The sequence below is a fragment of the Streptomyces sp. NPDC026673 genome, assembly GCF_040638135.1.
Classification (GTDB): domain Bacteria; phylum Actinomycetota; class Actinomycetes; order Streptomycetales; family Streptomycetaceae; genus Actinacidiphila.
The window spans coordinates 114,790-131,967 of the sequence record NZ_JBEZXR010000009.1 but is presented as its reverse complement, the minus strand read 5'-3'; the positions used below and the strand labels follow the sequence as shown (position 1 = coordinate 131,967).

Annotated in this window: 16 protein-coding genes; 8 read left to right on the top strand and 8 right to left on the bottom strand. The window is 72.0% G+C overall.

Going from position 1 to position 17,178, the window contains the following annotated elements; genetic code table 11:
• Positions 1-2: 2 nt before the first annotated feature.
• Both AB0F62_RS10275 and AB0F62_RS10270 read right to left on the bottom strand, forming a co-directional pair.
• Complete coding sequence (locus AB0F62_RS10275) at positions 3-701, bottom strand: hypothetical protein (RefSeq protein ID WP_361794845.1); 699 nt, start codon at positions 699-701, stop codon at positions 3-5.
• Between the two features lie 381 nt (positions 702-1,082).
• Entirely contained in the window at positions 1,083-1,679 is a 597-nt protein-coding gene (locus AB0F62_RS10270) for a hypothetical protein (protein WP_361794842.1), read from the bottom strand.
• A 222-nt stretch (positions 1,680-1,901) separates the two neighbouring features.
• Between AB0F62_RS10270 and AB0F62_RS10265 the strand changes: the two genes are divergently transcribed.
• Together AB0F62_RS10265 and AB0F62_RS10260 are read left to right on the top strand one after the other, a co-directional pair.
• Positions 1,902-4,337, top strand: a complete 2,436-nt coding sequence (locus AB0F62_RS10265; protein WP_361794839.1) for a DUF4132 domain-containing protein — start codon at positions 1,902-1,904, stop codon at positions 4,335-4,337.
• Positions 4,334-5,317: a hypothetical protein gene (locus AB0F62_RS10260; RefSeq protein WP_361794836.1), complete on the top strand. Its 984-nt coding sequence runs from the start codon at positions 4,334-4,336 to the stop codon at positions 5,315-5,317. Before AB0F62_RS10265 ends, AB0F62_RS10260 begins: the two co-directional genes overlap by 4 nt.
• A gap of 65 nt (positions 5,318-5,382) precedes the next feature.
• On the opposite strand, the gene AB0F62_RS10255 is transcribed toward AB0F62_RS10260, so the two are convergent.
• The 5 genes from AB0F62_RS10255 to AB0F62_RS10235 all read right to left on the bottom strand — a co-directional run bounded on the left by AB0F62_RS10255 (position 5,383) and on the right by AB0F62_RS10235 (position 9,432).
• Positions 5,383-6,141 carry a succinate dehydrogenase iron-sulfur subunit gene (locus tag AB0F62_RS10255; RefSeq protein ID WP_361794833.1) on the bottom strand — a complete coding sequence of 253 codons (759 nt, stop codon included), beginning with the start codon at positions 6,139-6,141 and terminating at the stop codon, positions 5,383-5,385.
• Positions 6,141-7,895, bottom strand: a complete 1,755-nt coding sequence (gene sdhA / locus AB0F62_RS10250) for a succinate dehydrogenase flavoprotein subunit (protein WP_361794830.1) — start codon at positions 7,893-7,895, stop codon at positions 6,141-6,143. The genes AB0F62_RS10255 and sdhA overlap by 1 nt, the downstream gene beginning before the upstream one ends.
• Before the next feature lie 28 nt (positions 7,896-7,923).
• Positions 7,924-8,394, bottom strand: a complete 471-nt coding sequence (locus tag AB0F62_RS10245) for a succinate dehydrogenase hydrophobic membrane anchor subunit (RefSeq protein ID WP_361794827.1) — start codon at positions 8,392-8,394, stop codon at positions 7,924-7,926.
• A 6-nt stretch (positions 8,395-8,400) separates the two neighbouring features.
• Positions 8,401-8,781, bottom strand: coding sequence for a succinate dehydrogenase, cytochrome b556 subunit (gene sdhC / locus AB0F62_RS10240; RefSeq protein ID WP_078620037.1), 381 nt, complete (start codon positions 8,779-8,781; stop codon positions 8,401-8,403).
• A 126-nt stretch (positions 8,782-8,907) separates the two neighbouring features.
• Positions 8,908-9,432, bottom strand: coding sequence for a 2-oxo-4-hydroxy-4-carboxy-5-ureidoimidazoline decarboxylase (locus AB0F62_RS10235; protein ID WP_361794987.1), 525 nt, complete (start codon positions 9,430-9,432; stop codon positions 8,908-8,910).
• A 342-nt stretch (positions 9,433-9,774) separates the two neighbouring features.
• Here AB0F62_RS10235 and AB0F62_RS10230 point away from each other — a divergent pair, with 342 nt between their 5' ends.
• The 5 genes from AB0F62_RS10230 to AB0F62_RS10210 all read left to right on the top strand — a co-directional run bounded on the left by AB0F62_RS10230 (position 9,775) and on the right by AB0F62_RS10210 (position 14,561).
• Positions 9,775-11,328, top strand: a complete 1,554-nt coding sequence (locus tag AB0F62_RS10230; RefSeq protein ID WP_361794824.1) for a family 20 glycosylhydrolase — start codon at positions 9,775-9,777, stop codon at positions 11,326-11,328.
• Positions 11,329-11,529: 201 nt separating this feature from the next.
• Positions 11,530-12,102, top strand: a complete 573-nt coding sequence (locus AB0F62_RS10225; protein ID WP_361794821.1) for an RNA polymerase sigma factor — start codon at positions 11,530-11,532, stop codon at positions 12,100-12,102.
• 92 nt (positions 12,103-12,194) lie between these two features.
• The gene (locus AB0F62_RS10220; RefSeq protein WP_361794818.1) at positions 12,195-12,785 is read left to right on the top strand and encodes an RNA polymerase sigma factor; all 591 of its coding nucleotides are present in this window, start codon (positions 12,195-12,197) and stop codon (positions 12,783-12,785) included.
• Complete coding sequence (locus AB0F62_RS10215) at positions 12,782-13,759, top strand: hypothetical protein (RefSeq protein WP_361794815.1); 978 nt, start codon at positions 12,782-12,784, stop codon at positions 13,757-13,759. The genes AB0F62_RS10220 and AB0F62_RS10215 overlap by 4 nt, the downstream gene beginning before the upstream one ends.
• Positions 13,760-14,135: 376 nt before the next feature.
• A complete protein-coding gene (locus AB0F62_RS10210; RefSeq protein ID WP_361794812.1) occupies positions 14,136-14,561 on the top strand; it encodes an SRPBCC family protein in 426 nt (141 codons plus the stop codon).
• On the opposite strand, the gene AB0F62_RS10205 is transcribed toward AB0F62_RS10210, so the two are convergent.
• Positions 14,552-15,433, bottom strand: coding sequence for a peptidoglycan-binding protein (locus AB0F62_RS10205; RefSeq protein WP_361794809.1), 882 nt, complete (start codon positions 15,431-15,433; stop codon positions 14,552-14,554). The genes AB0F62_RS10210 and AB0F62_RS10205 overlap by 10 nt on opposite strands.
• Positions 15,434-15,558: 125 nt before the next feature.
• Here AB0F62_RS10205 and AB0F62_RS10200 point away from each other — a divergent pair, with 125 nt between their 5' ends.
• The gene (locus AB0F62_RS10200; protein ID WP_361794806.1) at positions 15,559-17,139 is read left to right on the top strand and encodes a methylmalonyl-CoA mutase family protein; all 1,581 of its coding nucleotides are present in this window, start codon (positions 15,559-15,561) and stop codon (positions 17,137-17,139) included.
• Positions 17,140-17,178 lie beyond the last annotated feature (39 nt).

The following is a 17,178-nucleotide window of genomic DNA, read 5'->3' as shown; positions in this document are numbered from 1 at the left end:
GCCTACACCCGGACGAGGCTGACGGCGCCGCCCAGCCCGAGGAGATGCAGCCCCACACCACCGGAATCCCCGTCGATGGCGTCCCGTGGTCCCGAGTCGGTGACGCGCGTGAACACCATGCCCGTCGTGCGCACCGTGACCGGCCAGTTCCGGGGCACGGTCAGATGCACGTGGCCGGCTATCGCGGTGATGTGGACGGTCACGTCGCCGTCGAGTGCCGAGCCGGTGAGGTCGGCGCGGATCTCACCGGCGACGGCACGCAGTTCCAGGCGCGGATGCCGCGTGCGGTCGCCGATCGCTCCCGGCCCGTCCACGCGCCCGGTGGCCAGGAACCGGGTCCACCTCGCGTCCTCCGCGCCGCCGAAGGGGCGCAGCATGACGACGCCCACCAGGACGAGCGACACCGGCAGCACGATGTTCACCAGGACACGGCCGCTGACCGCGTGCCCCGAGGCGAGCCCCGCGAGGGCGATCGCGGCCAGGATGCCGGGCGCGATGAGGGAGTTGACGGCGACGAAGGACCGCACGAGGTTGAGCAGCGCCAGCACCAGCAGCAGCCAGGGCCACCACGTGACAGCCCATTCCGCCGCCGCGCGCACCCGGTGCATGGTGTCGCCTGCGGCGAAGCTTCCGAGTGCGAGCGCGCACAGACCCAGCCACGGGGAAGGGCGATGCCCCCGTTCCCTGTCCGTCCGAGCCACGCGCGTCATCGTAGTGGCGGGCGTGGCTCGGGTTGCCGGACGGGTGGCTAGTCCTTGCGGCGGGCCTCGTTCAGCTCGGCAAGGGCCCGTTCGAGATGGGGCTCCGGCCTGCGGCCTCCGACCCCTGCTGCGTGATGGATCGAAGGCGGAAGGTCCTCATATCGGCAGCCCTGTGTGTGGCTGACCTTGTAGTTTTCGATATACGCCGAGATTGCGGTCTTCCCCTGGCGGAGTGCTTCGGCCCATGCCGCCTCGGTGTCCCCGGCCGCCGCCCGGGTGGGGATCGGCCCGAAACATCCGTCACCGGAACATTCCTTGGTTCGGTGTCGCCGACTGGAGCCGACGAACCCTGGAAGAGTCATGGCGTGCATGTCCATTGTTCTATCCCTCGCTAGGCTCATCGGGGACGGAATTGAGTCCATTCAGGGCGGCATCGCGATTCGCGTATAGAGACCTTTTGCTGTACAGATATGCAATCCATGCCATGTCCACCACAGTGCAGATGAGCACCATGGAGAGGGCGGTCCAGCGCCAGGGCTCCTGCTTGTCGCCCGGTGTTGGGGCAAGTGCCAGAGATACGCCTACTCCCAGCAGCATGGCCCCCGTATTGAAGCACATCGCGGCTCGCCGTATGTAGCGCTCCCATATTTCGAAGTCTTGTCGCTGGCGGTGACACAATTCTTTGAATACTTCGGATCCGTGTCGGACGTCAAGCCCGTACCAGAAATCGATGTCCTGTACGGAATAGTAGAAATGGCGTGCATGGTAATGCAGTTGAATGCTGGCCACCAAGAACAGCGACGCTGCGACCAGGACGAGGAGCGTGGGCCCAGACCAGACGAAGGTTTTCGGGCCTGCTCCCGCCACTACGCCTGCCAAGGCCAGTGCGGCAGCCGTCAGCATCGGGGCGGCGATCGAATGGGCTTCCTGGGCCGCATGTCCGAGTCCGAGCGGTTGAGGCCGCCCTAGCTTTGCCATGTCCCCCCCACAGGAGCTCCCCGCATCCTGCTCGGAGCATGACAGATCATCAATAAACGCACCATAGGCTGAATCAGGCCATGCACAGGGGCAGAAGGGGCGTTGTCAGAGCGCGGTTCTACGCTCTGCGGGCATGGGGACTGTGACGGTCGTCGGGGAGACGACGGTGGGGGCGCGGTGCGAGGCGGGGGATCTCGCTGCCGCGGAAGGGACGTGTGGACGATGACGGGGCTGGCGGTGCACTACCCGAGCGCGATGGCACGGGCGCGGGAACTGATCTGGCGGGGGGATACGTGGGCCCTCGCGGCTCACGTCGGGTCGATCGGCGCGGCGAACGGCCACCGCTGGGACGACGCCGAGGCGCAGGCCGTGGTGGACCTGCTGCGCGCGATGCCGGTCGCGGAACGGAGCCGACTGGCCGCCGTCCTGACGCATGGCCGGCCGGAGGATCCGCTGCCCGGACTGATCACGAAGGAGCTAGGGAAGGCCGCCGAGATCGAGGCGCGGCGCGCGGAGCTGGCGCACTACGGCCGCCAGTACGTGGTCCACTGGCCGGAACCCCTGGTGGCGCTGGTGGAGTCCGAGCGGGCGGCCGCCCGAGAGGTGCCGGGCGCGGTCGTCGCCGCCATCCGGCGCACCGCGCTCGTCGGCTACTGGCACGGCCGGCCGATCGAGGCGCTCGGCGCCGTGCTCACCCACCCCGTGCTCAATCCCGGCGAGGCCTGGGCCGATGCCGCCTTGGCGCACGCGGCGGAGGCGGGAACCGCCTGGGAGGGCCTGCTGCGGCACGCGCTCACGGCGACCGCGGCCCGCCCGGCCGCCAAGTGGGACCGGGCGGCGCGGGCGCTGATCGACGGGATCGGGTCCGAGGAGGTGCGGAGCGCGGCCGTGGCGTGGCTCGGTCTCGTCGGGCGTCCCCGGACCCTGCCGTACGAGGACCGGGACGCCGTCCACAACGGCGGCTACGACCCGTACAACGCCACCGCGTTGCGCGGCCTGGTCTGGCTGCTGCCCCTGCTGCCGCCGCACCCCGGCACCGCACGCGTCCTGGGCGCGCTCGTCGAGACGTCGCTCCGCACGGTGCCCGGCACCGGCCCGCGCGGGCCCAAGATCGCGAACGCCGCCGTGCTCGCGCTGGCCCGGGGCGAGGACGATGCGTCGCTCGGCGAACTCGCCCGGCTCAGCACCCGCGTGACATACAGGTCGACGCTCAAGCAGATCGAGGCCGCGCTGGAGGAGCGGGCGAAGGCACGGGGGCTCGGCCGGGACGACGTCGAGGAGCTCGCCGTGCCGGCGTACGGGCTCGGGGAGCCGGGGGAGGGCGTCGCGCACCGGCTGGGCGGGGTCACCGGGGAGCTGGCGATCCGCGCCGGGCGGGCCACGCTGTCCTGGCGGAACGCGGCGGGCAAGGCCCTGAAGGGCGCCCCCGCCATCGTGCGCCGTGACCACGCGGAGGAGCTGACGCGGCTCCGCGCGACCGTCAAGGACATCGACAAGACGCTGTCCGCGCAGTCCGAGCGCCTGGACCGGCAGTTCCTGCAGCGGCGCGTCTGGTCGTACACCGCCTGGCGGGAGCGCTGCCTCGACCACCCGGTGGTGGGCACCCTCGCCCGGCGCCTGCTGTGGACGGTCGACGGGATCGCCTGCGGTCACGCCGAGGGCGCGCTGCGCACCCTCACCGGCGAGCCCGTCCCCGCGACCGGGGAGAGCACGGTCGAGCTGTGGCACCCCGTCGGGCGCGACCCCGCGGAGATCACCGCCTGGCGGGGATGGCTGGAGCGGCACGGCATCACCCAGCCCTTCAAGCAGGCCCACCGCGAGGTCTATCCGCTCACCGACGCCGAACGCGCCACGGGCACCTACTCCAACCGCTTCGCGGGTCACATCCTGAGGCAGCACCAGTTCCACTCCCTGGCGGCCGTCCGGGGCTGGCGGAACCGCCTGCGCCTGAGCGTCGACGACACCTTCCCGCCCGCCGTGCGCGAGCTGCCGCGCTGGGGGCTGCGGGCCGAGTTCCTGGTCGAGGGCGTCGAGGGCGACGAACTGAGCCACTCCGGCAGCTATCTGCACGTCGGCACCGACCGGGTGCGCTTCTATCCACTGGACGCCCCGGAGAACCGCGCCCAGGCCGGCACGGGTGACTACCGCATGGCGGGGCGGCGCGTCGACCCGCTCCCGCTCGAGGACATCCCACCGCTCGTCCTCAGCGAGGTCCTGCGCGACGTGGACCTCTTCGTGGGGGTCGCCAGCGTCGGCAACGACCCCACCTGGCAGGACGGGGGCCCCGGCGGCCGCCACCGGGAGTACTGGGCGTCCTACGGCTTCGGCGAGCTCACCCAAGGCGCCGAGACCCGCCGTGAGGTACTGGCCCGGCTCCTGCCGCGCCTGGCCATCGCCGACCGCTGCAGCATCGAGGGCCGCTTCCTCCACGTTCGCGGCGTCAAGCACACGTACAAGATCCACTTCGGGTCGGGCAACATCCTGATGACCCCCGACGACCGCTACCTCTGCATCGTCCCGGCCGCGGGCGGCGGCGCCCCGGACACGGGCCGTCTGCCCTTCGAGGGCGACCGCACGCTGACGGTGATCCTCAGCAAGGCGTTCCTCCTCGCCCACGACACGGAGATCACCGACCCGACGATCGTGAGCCAGCTGTGAGCGGGCCCCGGATCCCCGACTGCTCGCCCTGGGAGGATCAGGGCCGCATCGACCGGATAACCCGTCTCGCAGCCGACGGCGATCTCACCGAGCTCGCCGAGGCACTCCTGCATCCGACCGGTGGATGGGACGAGGGCCACGCAGCCGTGTCCCGGCTGCGGGCGATGCCTCGGGAGCGGCGTATGGCCCTGGTCGCTCTCCTCATCGAACACTGCAAGGCGCCGCACAGGGCGCCGGACAAGCCCGAAAGAGTCTGGCTCGCGCTTGCCGCGGTCTCCCGTGGCTTCGCCGAGGACTCCTGGTGCGAGCAGTGGAACCGGATGCTGGAGCACTGGGCGAAGCGCTTCTCCTGGACGCAGATCAGCGACGACGTGCCCACCGTCGCCGAGGCCCTGCTGGACGCCGGGCGGCCGCTGTCCGGTGAGGTGGTCGGTCTGCTCCGCAGATCCGCGTACATGGGTCTCGAATGGGCGGGACTGCTGCTGGACCGGCTCCCCGAGCCGCCGCTCAACCCCGGTGAACTCTGGTCCGACCGCATCCTGGCCGAGCTGCCGGAACTCGGGGACCCCTGGCGGCAGCTGATCCCGCATCTGCGTGCCGCCAAGCCGGCGCCCAGCGCGCGCTGGGACCGGGCGGCGGCCGCGATCCTCGACGGCGTCGACGCCGAGACGGTGCGCCGGACCGCCACACCCTGGCTCGCGCTGGCCACGCACGGCCCCCAGGACCCCTGGAACGTCACCGCCGTCCGGGGCCTGGCCTGGCTGTTGTCGTCCCCGTTCGTGCCTGCGCACCCGGAAACCGTCCGGACTCTGGGAGCCCTCGTGGAACGCCCGCCGGTCAAGACCGTCGTGGCCGGCGCCGGCATACGCGCCCTGGCCCGCCTGGACGGTGACGCGGGCTTGTACGAGCTGCTCAGGCTCGCGGAGTGCGTCGGCCACACGGTCACCCGCAAGCAGATCCACCGCGCACTGGCCCCGTGAACGCCCGAGGGCCCCGCAGCCGGCTGACAGGCTGCGGGGCCCTCGGGGAGCCTCGGTGGAGGGGATCAGAAGCGACGCGTGATGAGCGCGCGCTTCACCTCCTGGATGGCCTTGGTGACCTCGATGCCACGCGGGCACGCGTCGGTGCAGTTGAACGTGGTGCGGCAGCGCCACACGCCGTCCTTGTCGTTCAGCACCTCGAGCCGCTGCTCGCCCGCCTCGTCACGGGAGTCGAAGATGAAGCGGTGGGCGTTGACGATGGCCGCCGGGCCGAAGTACTGGCCGTCGTTCCAGAAGACCGGGCAGGACGACGTGCACGCGGCGCACAGGATGCACTTGGTGGTGTCGTCGAAGCGCGCGCGGTCCTCGGGGGACTGCAGGCGCTCGCGGGTCGGCTCGTTGCCCTTGGTGATCAGGAAGGGCATGACGTCCCGGTAGGCCTGGAAGAACGGGTCCATGTCGACGACCAGGTCCTTCAGCACCGTCAGGCCCTTGATGGGCTCGACGGTGATGGGCTTCTCGGGGTTGATGTCCTTGATCAGGGTCTTGCAGGCGAGGCGGTTGCGGCCGTTGATGCGCATGGCGTCGGAGCCGCAGATGCCGTGGGCGCAGGAGCGACGGAACGTCAGCGAGCCGTCCATGTCCCACTTGATCTTGTGGAGACCGTCGAGGACCCGCTCCTTGGGGTCGATCTCCAGCTGGAAGTCCTGCCAGGTGGCCTCGTCCGAGACCTCCGGGTTGAACCGCCGGATCCGGAAGGTGACCGTGATGTAAGGCGAGGTCTGGGCCTCGGCCTCGACCTTGTCGAGGGTCGCGGTGCTCATCAGTACTTACGCTCCATCGGCTGGTAGCGGGTCTGCACGACCGGCTTGTAGTCGAGACGGATCGCCTCGGTGCCGTCGGCACCCACCTCGCGGTACGCCATCGTGTGCCGCATGAAGTTGACGTCGTCGCGGTTCGGGTAGTCCTCGCGGTAGTGGCCGCCGCGGGACTCCTTGCGGGCCAGGGCGGAGACCGCCATGACCTCGGCGAGGTCGAGCAGGTTGCCGAGTTCGATGGCCTCGAGCAGGTCGGTGTTGAACCGCCGGCCCTTGTCCTGGACCGACACGTTCTTGTAGCGGGCGCGCAGCTCGCCGATCTTCTCGACGGCGGTCTTGATGGTCTGCTCGGTGCGGAACACCATGACGTTGGCGTCCATGGTCTCCTGCAGTTCCTTGCGCAGCTGCGCCACCCGCTCGTTGCCGGTGGAGGCGCGCAGCCCCTCGACCTGGTCGACCACGAGCTGCTCCGGGTTCTCGGGGAGCTCGACGTAGTCGTGGTCGGCGGAGTACTCGGCGGCGGCGATGCCGGCCCGGCGGCCGAAGACGTTGATGTCCAGCAGCGAGTTGGTGCCGAGGCGGTTGGCGCCGTGCACGGAGACGCAGGCGACCTCGCCGGCCGCGTACAGGCCCGGGACGACGGTGGTGTTGTCCGACAGGACCTCACCCTGGACGTTGGTCGGGATGCCGCCCATGGCGTAGTGCGCCGTGGGCTGGATCGGGATCGGGTCCGTGTAGGGCTCGATGCCGAGGTAGGTCCGCGCGAACTCGGTGATGTCCGGGAGCTTGGCGTCCAGCTGCTCCGGCGGCAGGTGGGTGAGGTCGAGGTAGACGTGGTCGCCCTCGGGACCGCAGCCGCGGCCCTCGCGGATCTCGGTGTAGATCGCGCGGGAGACGACGTCACGCGAGGCGAGGTCCTTCATGACCGGCGCGTACTTCTCCATGAAGCGCTCGCCGTCCTTGTTGCGGAGGATGCCGCCCTCACCGCGGGCGCCCTCCGTCAGCAGGATGCCCATGCGCCAGATGCCGGTCGGGTGGAACTGGAAGAACTCCATGTCCTCCAGCGGCAGACCGCGGCGGTAGACGGCGGCCTGGCCGTCACCGGTGAGGGTGTGCGCGTTGGAGGTGACCTTGAAGAACTTGCCGGTGCCGCCGGAGGCGTACACCACGGCCTTCGCCTGGAAGACGTGGATCTCGCCGGTGGCCAGCTCGTAGGCGACCACGCCGGCGGACTTCTTGACGCCGTCCTCCTCGACGATGATCTGGTCGAGGACGTAGAACTCGTTGAAGAACTCCACACCCTCCTTGACGCAGTTCTGGTACAGCGTCTGGAGGATCATGTGGCCCGTGCGGTCGGCCGCGTAGCAGGCACGGCGGACCGGGGCCTCGCCGTGGTTGCGGGAGTGGCCGCCGAAGCGGCGCTGGTCGATCCGGCCCTCGGGGGTGCGGTTGAAGGGCAGGCCCATCTTCTCGAGGTCGAGGACCGCGTCGATGGCCTCCTTCGCCAGGATCTCGGCGGCGTCCTGGTCGACCAGGTAGTCACCGCCCTTGATCGTGTCGAAGGTGTGCCACTCCCAGTTGTCCTCCTCGACGTTCGCGAGGGCCGCGGCCATGCCGCCCTGGGCGGCGCCGGTGTGGGAGCGGGTGGGGTAGAGCTTCGTCAGCACGGCGGTGCGGCTGCGCTTCGTCGCCTCGATGGCGGCGCGCATGCCGGCGCCGCCGGCGCCGACGATGACGGTGTCGTACTTGTGGATCTGCATGAGGGGTCGCTTCCCTGTCCAGCCCTGGCTAGCGGATGTTCGGGTCGAAGGTGAAGATCACCAGCGTGCCGAGGATGATGGTGAACGCGGTCGCGGTGTAGACCAGCATCTTCAGCCAGAACCGGGTGTTGTCCCGCTCCGCGTAGTCGTTGATCACGGTGCGCAGGCCGTTGCTGCCGTGCAGCATCGCCAGCCACAGCATGATCAGGTCCCAGGTCTGCCAGAACGGCGAGGCCCAGCGGCCGGCGACGAAGGCGAAGCCGACCTTGGTCACGCCGCCGTCGAGGACGAGCTGGATCAGCAGGTGACCGATGACCAGGACCACCAGGACGATGCCGGACAGGCGCATGAAGAGCCAGCCGTACATCTCGAAGTTGGTCCGGGTGCTGCGCGGGGTGCGCTTGGTCCGGGCGCGCGGCGGCTCGATGACCGGGGCCGGGTTGTCGGGGCCGAAGGCGGCGCTGGAGGAGCTGAACTCCACGTGGTCGGTTGCGGACATCTTCGATCAGCTCCCGAACAGCACTCGTGCGGCGTGACCGAGGACGGGGTAGATGGCCCCGATCATCAGCACGACCCAGATTCCGACGACCGTCCACAGCATCTGCTTCTGGTACTTCGGGCCCTTGGACCAGAAGTCGACGGCGATGACGCGCAGGCCGTTCAGAGCGTGGAAGAGAACAGCGGCGACCAGCCCGTACTCGAGCAGGCTGACGATGGGCTGCTTGTAGGTGTTGACGACCTTGTCATAGTCCTCGGGGGACACCCGCACCAGCGCGGTGTCGAGGACGTGGACGAACAGGAAGAAGAAGATGAGGACACCGGTGACTCGGTGAGCCACCCATGACCACATGCCTTCCCGGCCGCGGTACAACGTTCCAGCCGGCACGGAAAAAACCCTCCGGGAGCGGATGTGGGGCCTGCCGGCTTCGTTGGTCGGTCGGCCCGGCCGGGTACGGTCCACCGGCCCTGGCCATCGTAGCGACGGCTTGTCGGCTACGTCCTGCCGGGTCCTTCAGGTGTGATCGATCCCGCACGTGTGGGTGTATCGGCCGGGAACCCCGGCCCCGCCCACGACGTCCCCGGCGGCCAGTCCCGCCAAGCGGGACCGGGTCATCCGGCGCAGTTCCTCCGCGGCGGTGACGCGCTCCTCGTCCGGATCGTTGCCGAGGCGCTGACGGAGTGACGCCAGCATCCGGTCGAGGGATTCGCCGGGGTGCACCCCGGCGAGGGACAACACGAAGACATGGCCGAAGCGCGCCTCGTACGCCGCCTGCGCGGCGCGGAGCGCCGTGTGCGCGGCGAGGCTGCCGCGGGTGGGGGCGGCGTCGGGCGGGGCGCCCGCCGCCTCGGCGGCGAGGGCCTCCGCCAGGTCGGCGGGCGCGAGGTCGTAGGCGGCCTCGTCGGCAGCGGCCAACAGGGCGTCCAGATCGGGGTAGGGGCGGTGCGCGGCGACCCTGCGGGCCCAGCGCAGGCTGCCGCAGCAGGTCAGCAGGGCGGCCTCGGCCGCCCCGGGTGAGGCGTCGTTGAGCTGTCGCAGGCCGTGGGGGAGGCCTGGGCGTGCCGCGGCAGCCGGACGGGCCGCCCGGCCGCGGGACTGCGCCGGGAGGTGCGCCGGGGCCCTCGGCGGGACGGCGGGAGTGTCGCTGGACAGCGGTGGGCTCCTGGGAGGGAACGGGGAGTCGACTGTGGGGGGAACCGCGAGGCGACTGCGCGGCGTGAAGCATGGTGGGACGACCAGTGACGTCCACCGTATCGGCCTATGTTCGGCCCTGTACGACGGATGCGCGAATTTCACTCGTACGGGAACGAAAGTGCACGTCTGGTCCCGGTCCGCACGGCGAGATCCGCACAACGGGCATAACTTCGGATCATGTGGCAGATGCGGGCGAAACGTGCGTCGGCGTACGCGGCGACGGCCGTACTGACCGCTGTGCTCGGAGCCGGTCCGGCACTCGCCGCGCCCGCGACGGCCGGCCTTCCCGGCACCCCGCGACCGGATGCGGCGGGCGCGTCCGCCGAGTTCCCCGCGATCCCCGCCGTGCGCTCCTTCACCCCGGCCGCCGGCGGCGCCGCCTTCGTACCGGATCCCGGCTCGCGTGTGGTCGCCCCCGCCGGGGGCCCCCTGGAGGACGAGGCGCGGCTGCTCGCGGGGGAGCTCCGGCGGAGCTACGCCAGTGGGCCCGCCAGGGAGGGGGACATCGCACTTTCACTCGAACGGAGTAACGCGGGTCCCGAGTCGTACGAGTTGACAAGTTCGGCGGACGGGGTGACCGTACGCGCCGGCACCGACACCGGGGTCTTCTACGGCACGCGCACCCTCCTCCAGGCGGTCCGCGCCACCGGCGGCGTCCCGGCCGGCACCGTCGAGGACCGCCCCGACCGCCCGGAGCGCGGACTGATGATCGATGTCGCCCGCAAGTACTTCACCCGCGAATGGCTGGAGGCCCGGGTCCGCGAACTGGGCGACCTGAAGTACAACCAACTCCACCTCCACCTCAGCGACGACCAGGGCTTCGGCGTCCAGAGCGACACCCACCCCGAGGTCGTCTCCCCCCGGCACCTGTCCAAGTCCGACATCCGGGCCGTCGTCGAGCTGGCCGCGCAGCGGCACATCACCGTCGTCCCCGAGATCGACAGCCCGGGCCACATGGGCGCCGTGCTCGCCGCCCACCCCGACCTCCAGGTGCGCTCCGCGGACGGCACCGCCGTGCGCGGCGCGCTCGACGTGTCCCGGCCCGGCGCGGCGCGCCTCGTCGACGACCTGATCGAGGAGTACGCGCCGCTCTTCCCGGGCGCGAACTGGCATGTCGGCGGCGACGAGTACGGGCCGCTGGTGGCGGACGACCCGGAGGCGTCCTTCCCGCGGCTCGCCGCGTACGCGCGCGAGCGCCACGGCCCGGACGCCCGCGTGGCGGACGCCGTCACCGGCTGGCTCAACGACCGGGCCGCCACCCTGCGATCGCTCGGCAAACGGGTCGAGGCATGGAACGACGGCTTCTCCGACAGCGCCAGGGTCCCCGCCGACCCGGACCGGGTGGTCGCCTACTGGTCCAGCAACAAGCTGCGCGGGCGGCTGCCCGAGGACTTCCTGCGCGAGGGCAGACAGCTGCTCAACCTCAACTCCCGGTATCTCTACTACGTCCTCGGCGCGCCGGCGAACTTCCCCTATCCGAGCGGGCAACGCATCTACGAGGAGTGGACCCCGGCGGTGGTCTACCGCGACCGGGTCGTGCCCGAGGCGCTGGCGGGCCCCGACCGCATCCTCGGCGCGCGGCTGGCCGTGTGGTGCGACCAGGCAGCGGCCCAGACCGAGGCCGAGGTCGCGGCCGGCATCCGGATGCCGCTGCGCGCGCTCGCCCAGAAGCTGTGGGACCCCGGCGCGCCCGCACTCGCCTGGAAGGACTTCGCCGCCCTCGCCGACCAGGCCGGCTGAGCCGGCCGGATCCCGGCCGGAAGGGCTCAGGTGAAGCGGCCGAAGTCCGCCTCCCCCCACAGGAGCGTCTCCGGCCGCTTCTGTTAGTTAAAGCGCCAACGAGGCCGAAAATGTCACACCCATCGCCAGGCGGGGCCGACAGGTGTGACGATTCAGTGCGAATCAACGCTGTACTGGATGCGGGCGACTCGAGGGGACGGTGTGGCCGGCAACGGGGGGCGCCTCGGTCCGCGGACCGATCGCGACACGGAGCTCGGGGCCGCGGTGGCGCGCGCCCAGGACGGGGACGAAGAGGCCTTCGCGGTCGTCTACCGACTCGTCCAGCCGCTGCTGCTCGGCTACGTACGGGGTCTCGTGGGCGACGACGCGGAGGACGTCACCTCCGAGGCATGGCTCGAAATCGCCCGCGATCTGGGCCGGTTCCGCGGGGACGGGCCGGGCTTCCGCGGCTGGGCCGCGACCATCGCCCGGCACCGCGCGCTGGACCATCTGAGGCGCCAGGACACACGGCCGCGTGCCCGGCCCCTCGACGCCGAACTGCTGGAGCTCCCCGGGACGGAGGACACCGCCGACCGCGCGCTGGAGGCGCTCGCCACCGAGCGCGCGCTCACCTTGATCGCCTCGCTCCCGCCCGACCAGGCCGAGGCGGTGCTGCTGCGCGTCGTCGTCGGGCTCGACGGGGTGTCCGCGGCCAGGGTGCTGGGGAAGCGGGCGGGGGCGGTCCGCACGGCGGCGCACCGCGGCCTGAAGCGGCTCGCCCGGCTGCTGTCCTGACCCTTGGTGACCCGCGGGTAGCCGCCCCGGGGGCCCTTCGGGCGCAGAGCATGGGGCAGTATGGTGCGCGATTCCGAGGGGGAGGCTCGAACGTGGATTTGGCGACCGCGGTACGCGCGGCGCAAGAGGGGGACGAGGACGGTTTCCGGTTCGTGTACCGCGCGGTGCAGCCGCAATTGCTGCAGTACGTACGCTCGCTGGTCGGCGTGGGGGACGCCGAGGACGTGGCGTCCGAGGCGTGGCTGCAGATAGCCCGCGACCTGCCCGGCTTCCGCGGTGACGGGGACGCCGTGCGCGGATGGGCGGCGCGGGTCGCCCGCAACCGGGCGCTGGACCACCTGCGGGCGGCGGGCCGCCGTCCCCAGGCAGCGACCGGGGTCGAGGAACTGCTCGACCGGCCGGCGGGTTCGGACACCGCCGAGGAGGCGGTCGCAGCGGTCGCCACGGGGGCCGCGCTCGCGGCCATCGCGGCCCTTCCCCAGGACCAGGCCGAGGCGGTGCTGCTGCGCGTCGTGATGGGCCTGGACTCCCGGTCGGCGGCCGAGGTCGTCGGCAAACGGCCCGGCGCGATGCGCATGGCCACCAGCCGCGGCCTGCGACGTCTCGCTGAGCTGCTGGATTCCGACGGCGGGTCGTCAGGTGTGACGTTTTCGGCGTCTCGAACGCTTGAGGACATGAGATGAGCGATAACCGAGGACACGACTGGCTGGACGACGCCACCGCCGAACGGCTGCTGCGGGGTGCTCACGGTGGCGGCGCCGCGCGGGAGGTCTGGCGCGACGAGCGCGCCGCCGCCCTGGCCGGGCTGCTGGCCGCGGCCGCCACTCCCGCGCCCGTCGACCCGGCACGAGAGGAGGCGACCGTCGCCGCCTTCCGCGCCGCGCGCGACGCCGAGGCGCTGAGCGACGGTGCCGCGGGCGTCCGCGGGGCCGGGGCCGGCGAGCGGTCGTCCGGCGCGGGCCCGGGGACCCTCTTCCGTATCGGGGGGAGGCGGCCGGCCCGTCGCTCCGGATCGCTGACGGGCACGCTGATCGCGACCGCCGCGGTGGCCGGGGTGAGCGTGGCCGCCGGGGCGCTGCCGGTCCTGCTCGGCGACAGCGTCCCGAACCCCGCCCCCGTCCAGACCCAGGGCGCGGCGACGGCCGCGTCGGACACGGCTTCCGCGTCACCGGGCCCGCCCGCCCCCGTCACGTCCCGGCCAGGCCACGACCGCGACCGTCCGGTCGGTGGCGCCACCCCCCGCGGCGTCGTCGTCACCCCCGGCGGGCCGGCCGGGCCGCCGGCCTCGACGGCGGCCGTGGACCTCAAGGAGCTCTGCCGCGCCTACGCCGCGGCCGGCCGGCACCGCAAGAACATGGACGAGCACGCCTACAAGCAGCTGCGCGAGGCGGCGGGAGGCGGCCAGCGCCAGGTCCGCCGCCACTGCTCCGCCCTGCTCGACTGGAACGCCGGCCGCGGGGGCAAGGGCGGAAAGATCAAGAGGGACGAGGCAGGCGACGACGACTCCCGGGACCGCCGAGGCCGTTGGAACGATCGTTTCGGCGGACAGCACCGCCGTGGAGGGCACGGCTCCCGCGCCGACTCCGGGCCCGGGCCGGCCGCCCCGTCCGGCGGGCGCCAGCGTTCGGGACCGCACTCCGGCCACGGGGCCGGGTGACGCCTCTCCGCGAACGGGCCTCTCCGCGAACGGGCCTCCCCGCGAACGGGCCTCCCCGCGAACGGGCCTCCCCGCGAACGGGCGGCCGGCCATCGGCCGGGCATCCGGGTTCTCGCCGTGCCGACGACACCGGACCCGGGCACCGGACTCGGGCGCCGCGCCCGGGTCGTATCCCCTTCCCGCCCGTCCTCCCGGGCGCCGCGAAGCCGGGGGTGTGACACTTTCGGCCGCGCGGGCGCTTTAACCAGTAGACCGACTGGTCATCGGTCGAGGGGCTGCCCGGTCCCCCCGTATCGGGCCCCCAACGAGGGACGTGGGCGGAGCGCTTTCCCCCCGCTCCGCCCGCGTCCTCACGTGGCGCCGTAGAGTCGGCGTCGTGATCTTCCGGATCGAGCGGTTCTGTCCGCTCCCCGCCGCCGAGGCCTGGCGCCGGGTCACCGACTGGGAACGCCACGCCGCGCTGGTCCCCTTGACCACCGTCGTCGTCACGGGCGAGCGGTCCTTCACGGCGCGCACCGGCCTGGGACGGGCCGCCTTCGACGACCCCATGGAGATCGTGCGCTGGGAGCCGCCGGACACCGGCGGCGGAGCCGGGCGGTGCCGGCTGGAGAAGCGCGGCCGGGTCGTGCTCGGCTGGGCCGAGATCGAGGTGTGGCCGCGGGAGCGGGGCTCCCGCGTGGTGTGGCGCGAGGACCTGCGGGTGCGCCCGCTGCCCCGAGTGCTCGACCGGCCCACGGCGTGGGCCGGCCGGCTGCTGTTCGGACGGGCGCTGGACGGGCTCCTGGCCCGCGCTCACCAGTAGACGACGACCTTGTCGCCGACCCGGACCTGGTCGAAGAGGGCCGAGATCCTGCCGAGGTCCCGCACGTTGACGCAACCGTGCGAGGCCCCCGCGTAGCCGCGGGCCGCGAAGTCCGAGGAGTAGTGGACCGCCTGGCCGCCGCTGAAGAACATCGCGTACGGCATGGGCGTGTGATAGATCGTCGACACGTGGTGCCGGCTCTTGGCGAAGACGCTGAAGGTGCCCTCGCGGGTCGGCGTGTACTGGGAGCCGAAGCGGACGTCCATCGCCGAGAGGACCCTGCCGTCGACGACCCACGCGAGGGTGCGGCTGGTCTTGCTGATGCACAGCACACGGCCGGTCCGGCAGCGCGGGTCCAGTTTGGCCACCGGGTTGCCGGTCGGCGGGTACATGGCATCGCGCGTGGGCTCCCGGGTGAGCGAGCGCAGCTTCGCCCAGGTGGTGTCGGTGACGGTGCCCGAGGCGGGGAGCTTGTGCCGGGACTGGAAGGCGCGCACCGCGCTGGTGGTGACGCTGCCGTAGTAGCCGGTGGGGTTGCGGCCGAAGAAGCCGAGCTGCTTGAGCCGGGCCTGCAACTCGCGTACCCGGCCGCCGTTGCTGCCCTGGGCGATGACGACGATCGGGCGGGGGGCGCGGTCGGCCTTCGGCTTCTTCGTGGCGGACGGCGAGGCCGTCGGCGAGGGGGAGCCGGTGCCCGGGCTTGTGCCGGGCGTCGCGCTCGGGGCGGGGCCCGAGAGGGTCGGGCTCGGCCGTACCGAGGCCCTGGCGGTGGGCTCGGTCGCCTGGGCCGTGCAGCCGGCGAGGAGAGCCCCGGCGAGCAGCGCGGCGGCCGCGGCCGCCGCGCGTGATCTTGCGACGCGTATGAGTGCCACTTCGTCCCCCTGGAGAAAAGTCCGTACCTCATTTGACTGATTTCCCCGGCATGTAGTTGCACCGGCCCGGGCACCGATCGCCGCACACTGAGGGAAGGGGGATCGAGTCCCTGGAGGCATGACGCATGGCACGCGAGTCCGAATCCGGTCTGCCGATCGAGCCGGTCTACGGCCCCGCCGCCCTGGACGGCTGGGACCCGGGCGAGCGGCTCGGCGAGCCGGGCGGTTACCCCTACACCCGTGGCGTGTACCCGACGATGTACACCACCCGGCCGTGGACGATGCGCCAGTACGCGGGCTTCGGCACCGCCGCCGAGTCCAACGCCCGCTACCGCGGACTGATCGCCCACGGCACCACCGGCCTGTCCGTCGCCTTCGACCTGCCGACCCAGATGGGCCACGACAGCGACGCCCCGCTCGCCCACGGCGAGGTCGGCAAGGTCGGCGTGGCCGTCGACTCGGTGGAGGACATGCGGGTGCTGTTCGACGGCATCCCGCTGGACCGGGTCTCCACGTCGATGACGATCAACGCGCCCGCCGCCCTGCTGCTCCTGATGTACCAACTGGTCGGCGAGGAGCAGGGGGTGCCGGGCGACCTGCTCACCGGCACGGTCCAGAACGACGTGCTCAAGGAGTACATCGCCCGCGGGACGTACATCTTCCCGCCCAAGCCCTCGCTGCGGCTGGTCGCGGACCTCTTCCGCTACTGCCGCACCGAGGTCCCCCGGTGGAACACCATCTCCATCTCCGGCTACCACATGGCCGAGGCCGGCGCCTCGCCCGCGCAGGAGATCGCCTTCACCCTCGCCGACGGCATCGAGTACGTCCGCACCGCCGTCGCCGCCGGAATGGACGTCGACGACTTCGCGCCCCGGCTGTCCTTCTTCTTCGTCGCGCGCTCGACCCTGCTGGAGGAGGTCGCCAAGTTCCGTGCCGCGCGCCGCATCTGGGCCCGCGTCATGCGCGAGGAGTTCGGGGCGGCGAACCCCAGGTCGCACATGCTGCGCTTCCACACCCAGACCGCCGGAGTGCAGCTGACCGCGCAGCAGCCCGAGGTGAACCTGGTGCGGGTCGCGGTCCAGGGGCTGGCGGCCGTGCTGGGCGGCACGCAGTCGCTGCACACCAACTCCTTCGACGAGGCGATCGCGCTCCCCACCGAGAAGTCCGCCCGCCTCGCGCTGCGCACCCAGCAGGTCCTGGCGTACGAGACCGACGTGACGGCGACCGTGGACCCGTTCGCCGGGTCCTATGTCGTCGAGTCGATGACCGACGACCTCGAGGCGGCCGCGCTGGAGCTGATGGGCAGGGTGGAGGAGTTCGGCGGCGCGGTGGCCGCGATCGAGCACGGTTTCCAGAAGGCGGAGATCGAGCGCAACGCCTACCGCATCGCCCGGGAGACCGACTCCGGTGAGCGGGTGGTCGTCGGCGTCAACCGCTTCCGGCTGGAGGAGGAGGAGCCGTACGAGCCGCTGCGCGTCGACCCCGCGATCGAGGCCGCCCAGGCCGAGCGGCTGGCCGCGCTGCGTGCCGGACGCGACCGGCGGGCCGTGGACACGGCGCTGACCGCCCTGCGGAAGGCCGCCGAGGGCACGGAGGACGTCCTGTACCCGATGAAGGACGCGCTGCGCGCCCGGGCCACCGTGGGCGAGGTCTGCGACGCGCTCCGCGAGGTCTGGGGGACGTACGTCCCGTCGGACTCCTTCTGAGTCGCCCCGCCCGGCGAAGCTGCCGGCCCCGGCCGGTCG

What these genes read in the sequence shown, in the direction of transcription:
- AB0F62_RS10270 (WP_361794842.1), bottom strand. Translation starts at nt 1,679, where the DNA reads ATGGCAAAGCTAGGGCGGCCTCAACCGCTCGGACTCGGACATGCGGCC.
- AB0F62_RS10265 (WP_361794839.1), top strand. Translation starts at nt 1,902, where the DNA reads ATGACGGGGCTGGCGGTGCACTACCCGAGCGCGATGGCACGGGCGCGG.
- AB0F62_RS10230 (WP_361794824.1), top strand. Translation starts at nt 9,775, where the DNA reads ATGCGGGCGAAACGTGCGTCGGCGTACGCGGCGACGGCCGTACTGACC.
- AB0F62_RS10245 (WP_361794827.1), bottom strand. Translation starts at nt 8,394, where the DNA reads ATGTCCGCAACCGACCACGTGGAGTTCAGCTCCTCCAGCGCCGCCTTC.
- AB0F62_RS10200 (WP_361794806.1), top strand. Translation starts at nt 15,559, where the DNA reads ATGGCACGCGAGTCCGAATCCGGTCTGCCGATCGAGCCGGTCTACGGC.
- sdhA (WP_361794830.1), bottom strand. Translation starts at nt 7,895, where the DNA reads ATGCAGATCCACAAGTACGACACCGTCATCGTCGGCGCCGGCGGCGCC.
- AB0F62_RS10215 (WP_361794815.1), top strand. Translation starts at nt 12,782, where the DNA reads ATGAGCGATAACCGAGGACACGACTGGCTGGACGACGCCACCGCCGAA.
- AB0F62_RS10255 (WP_361794833.1), bottom strand. Translation starts at nt 6,141, where the DNA reads ATGAGCACCGCGACCCTCGACAAGGTCGAGGCCGAGGCCCAGACCTCG.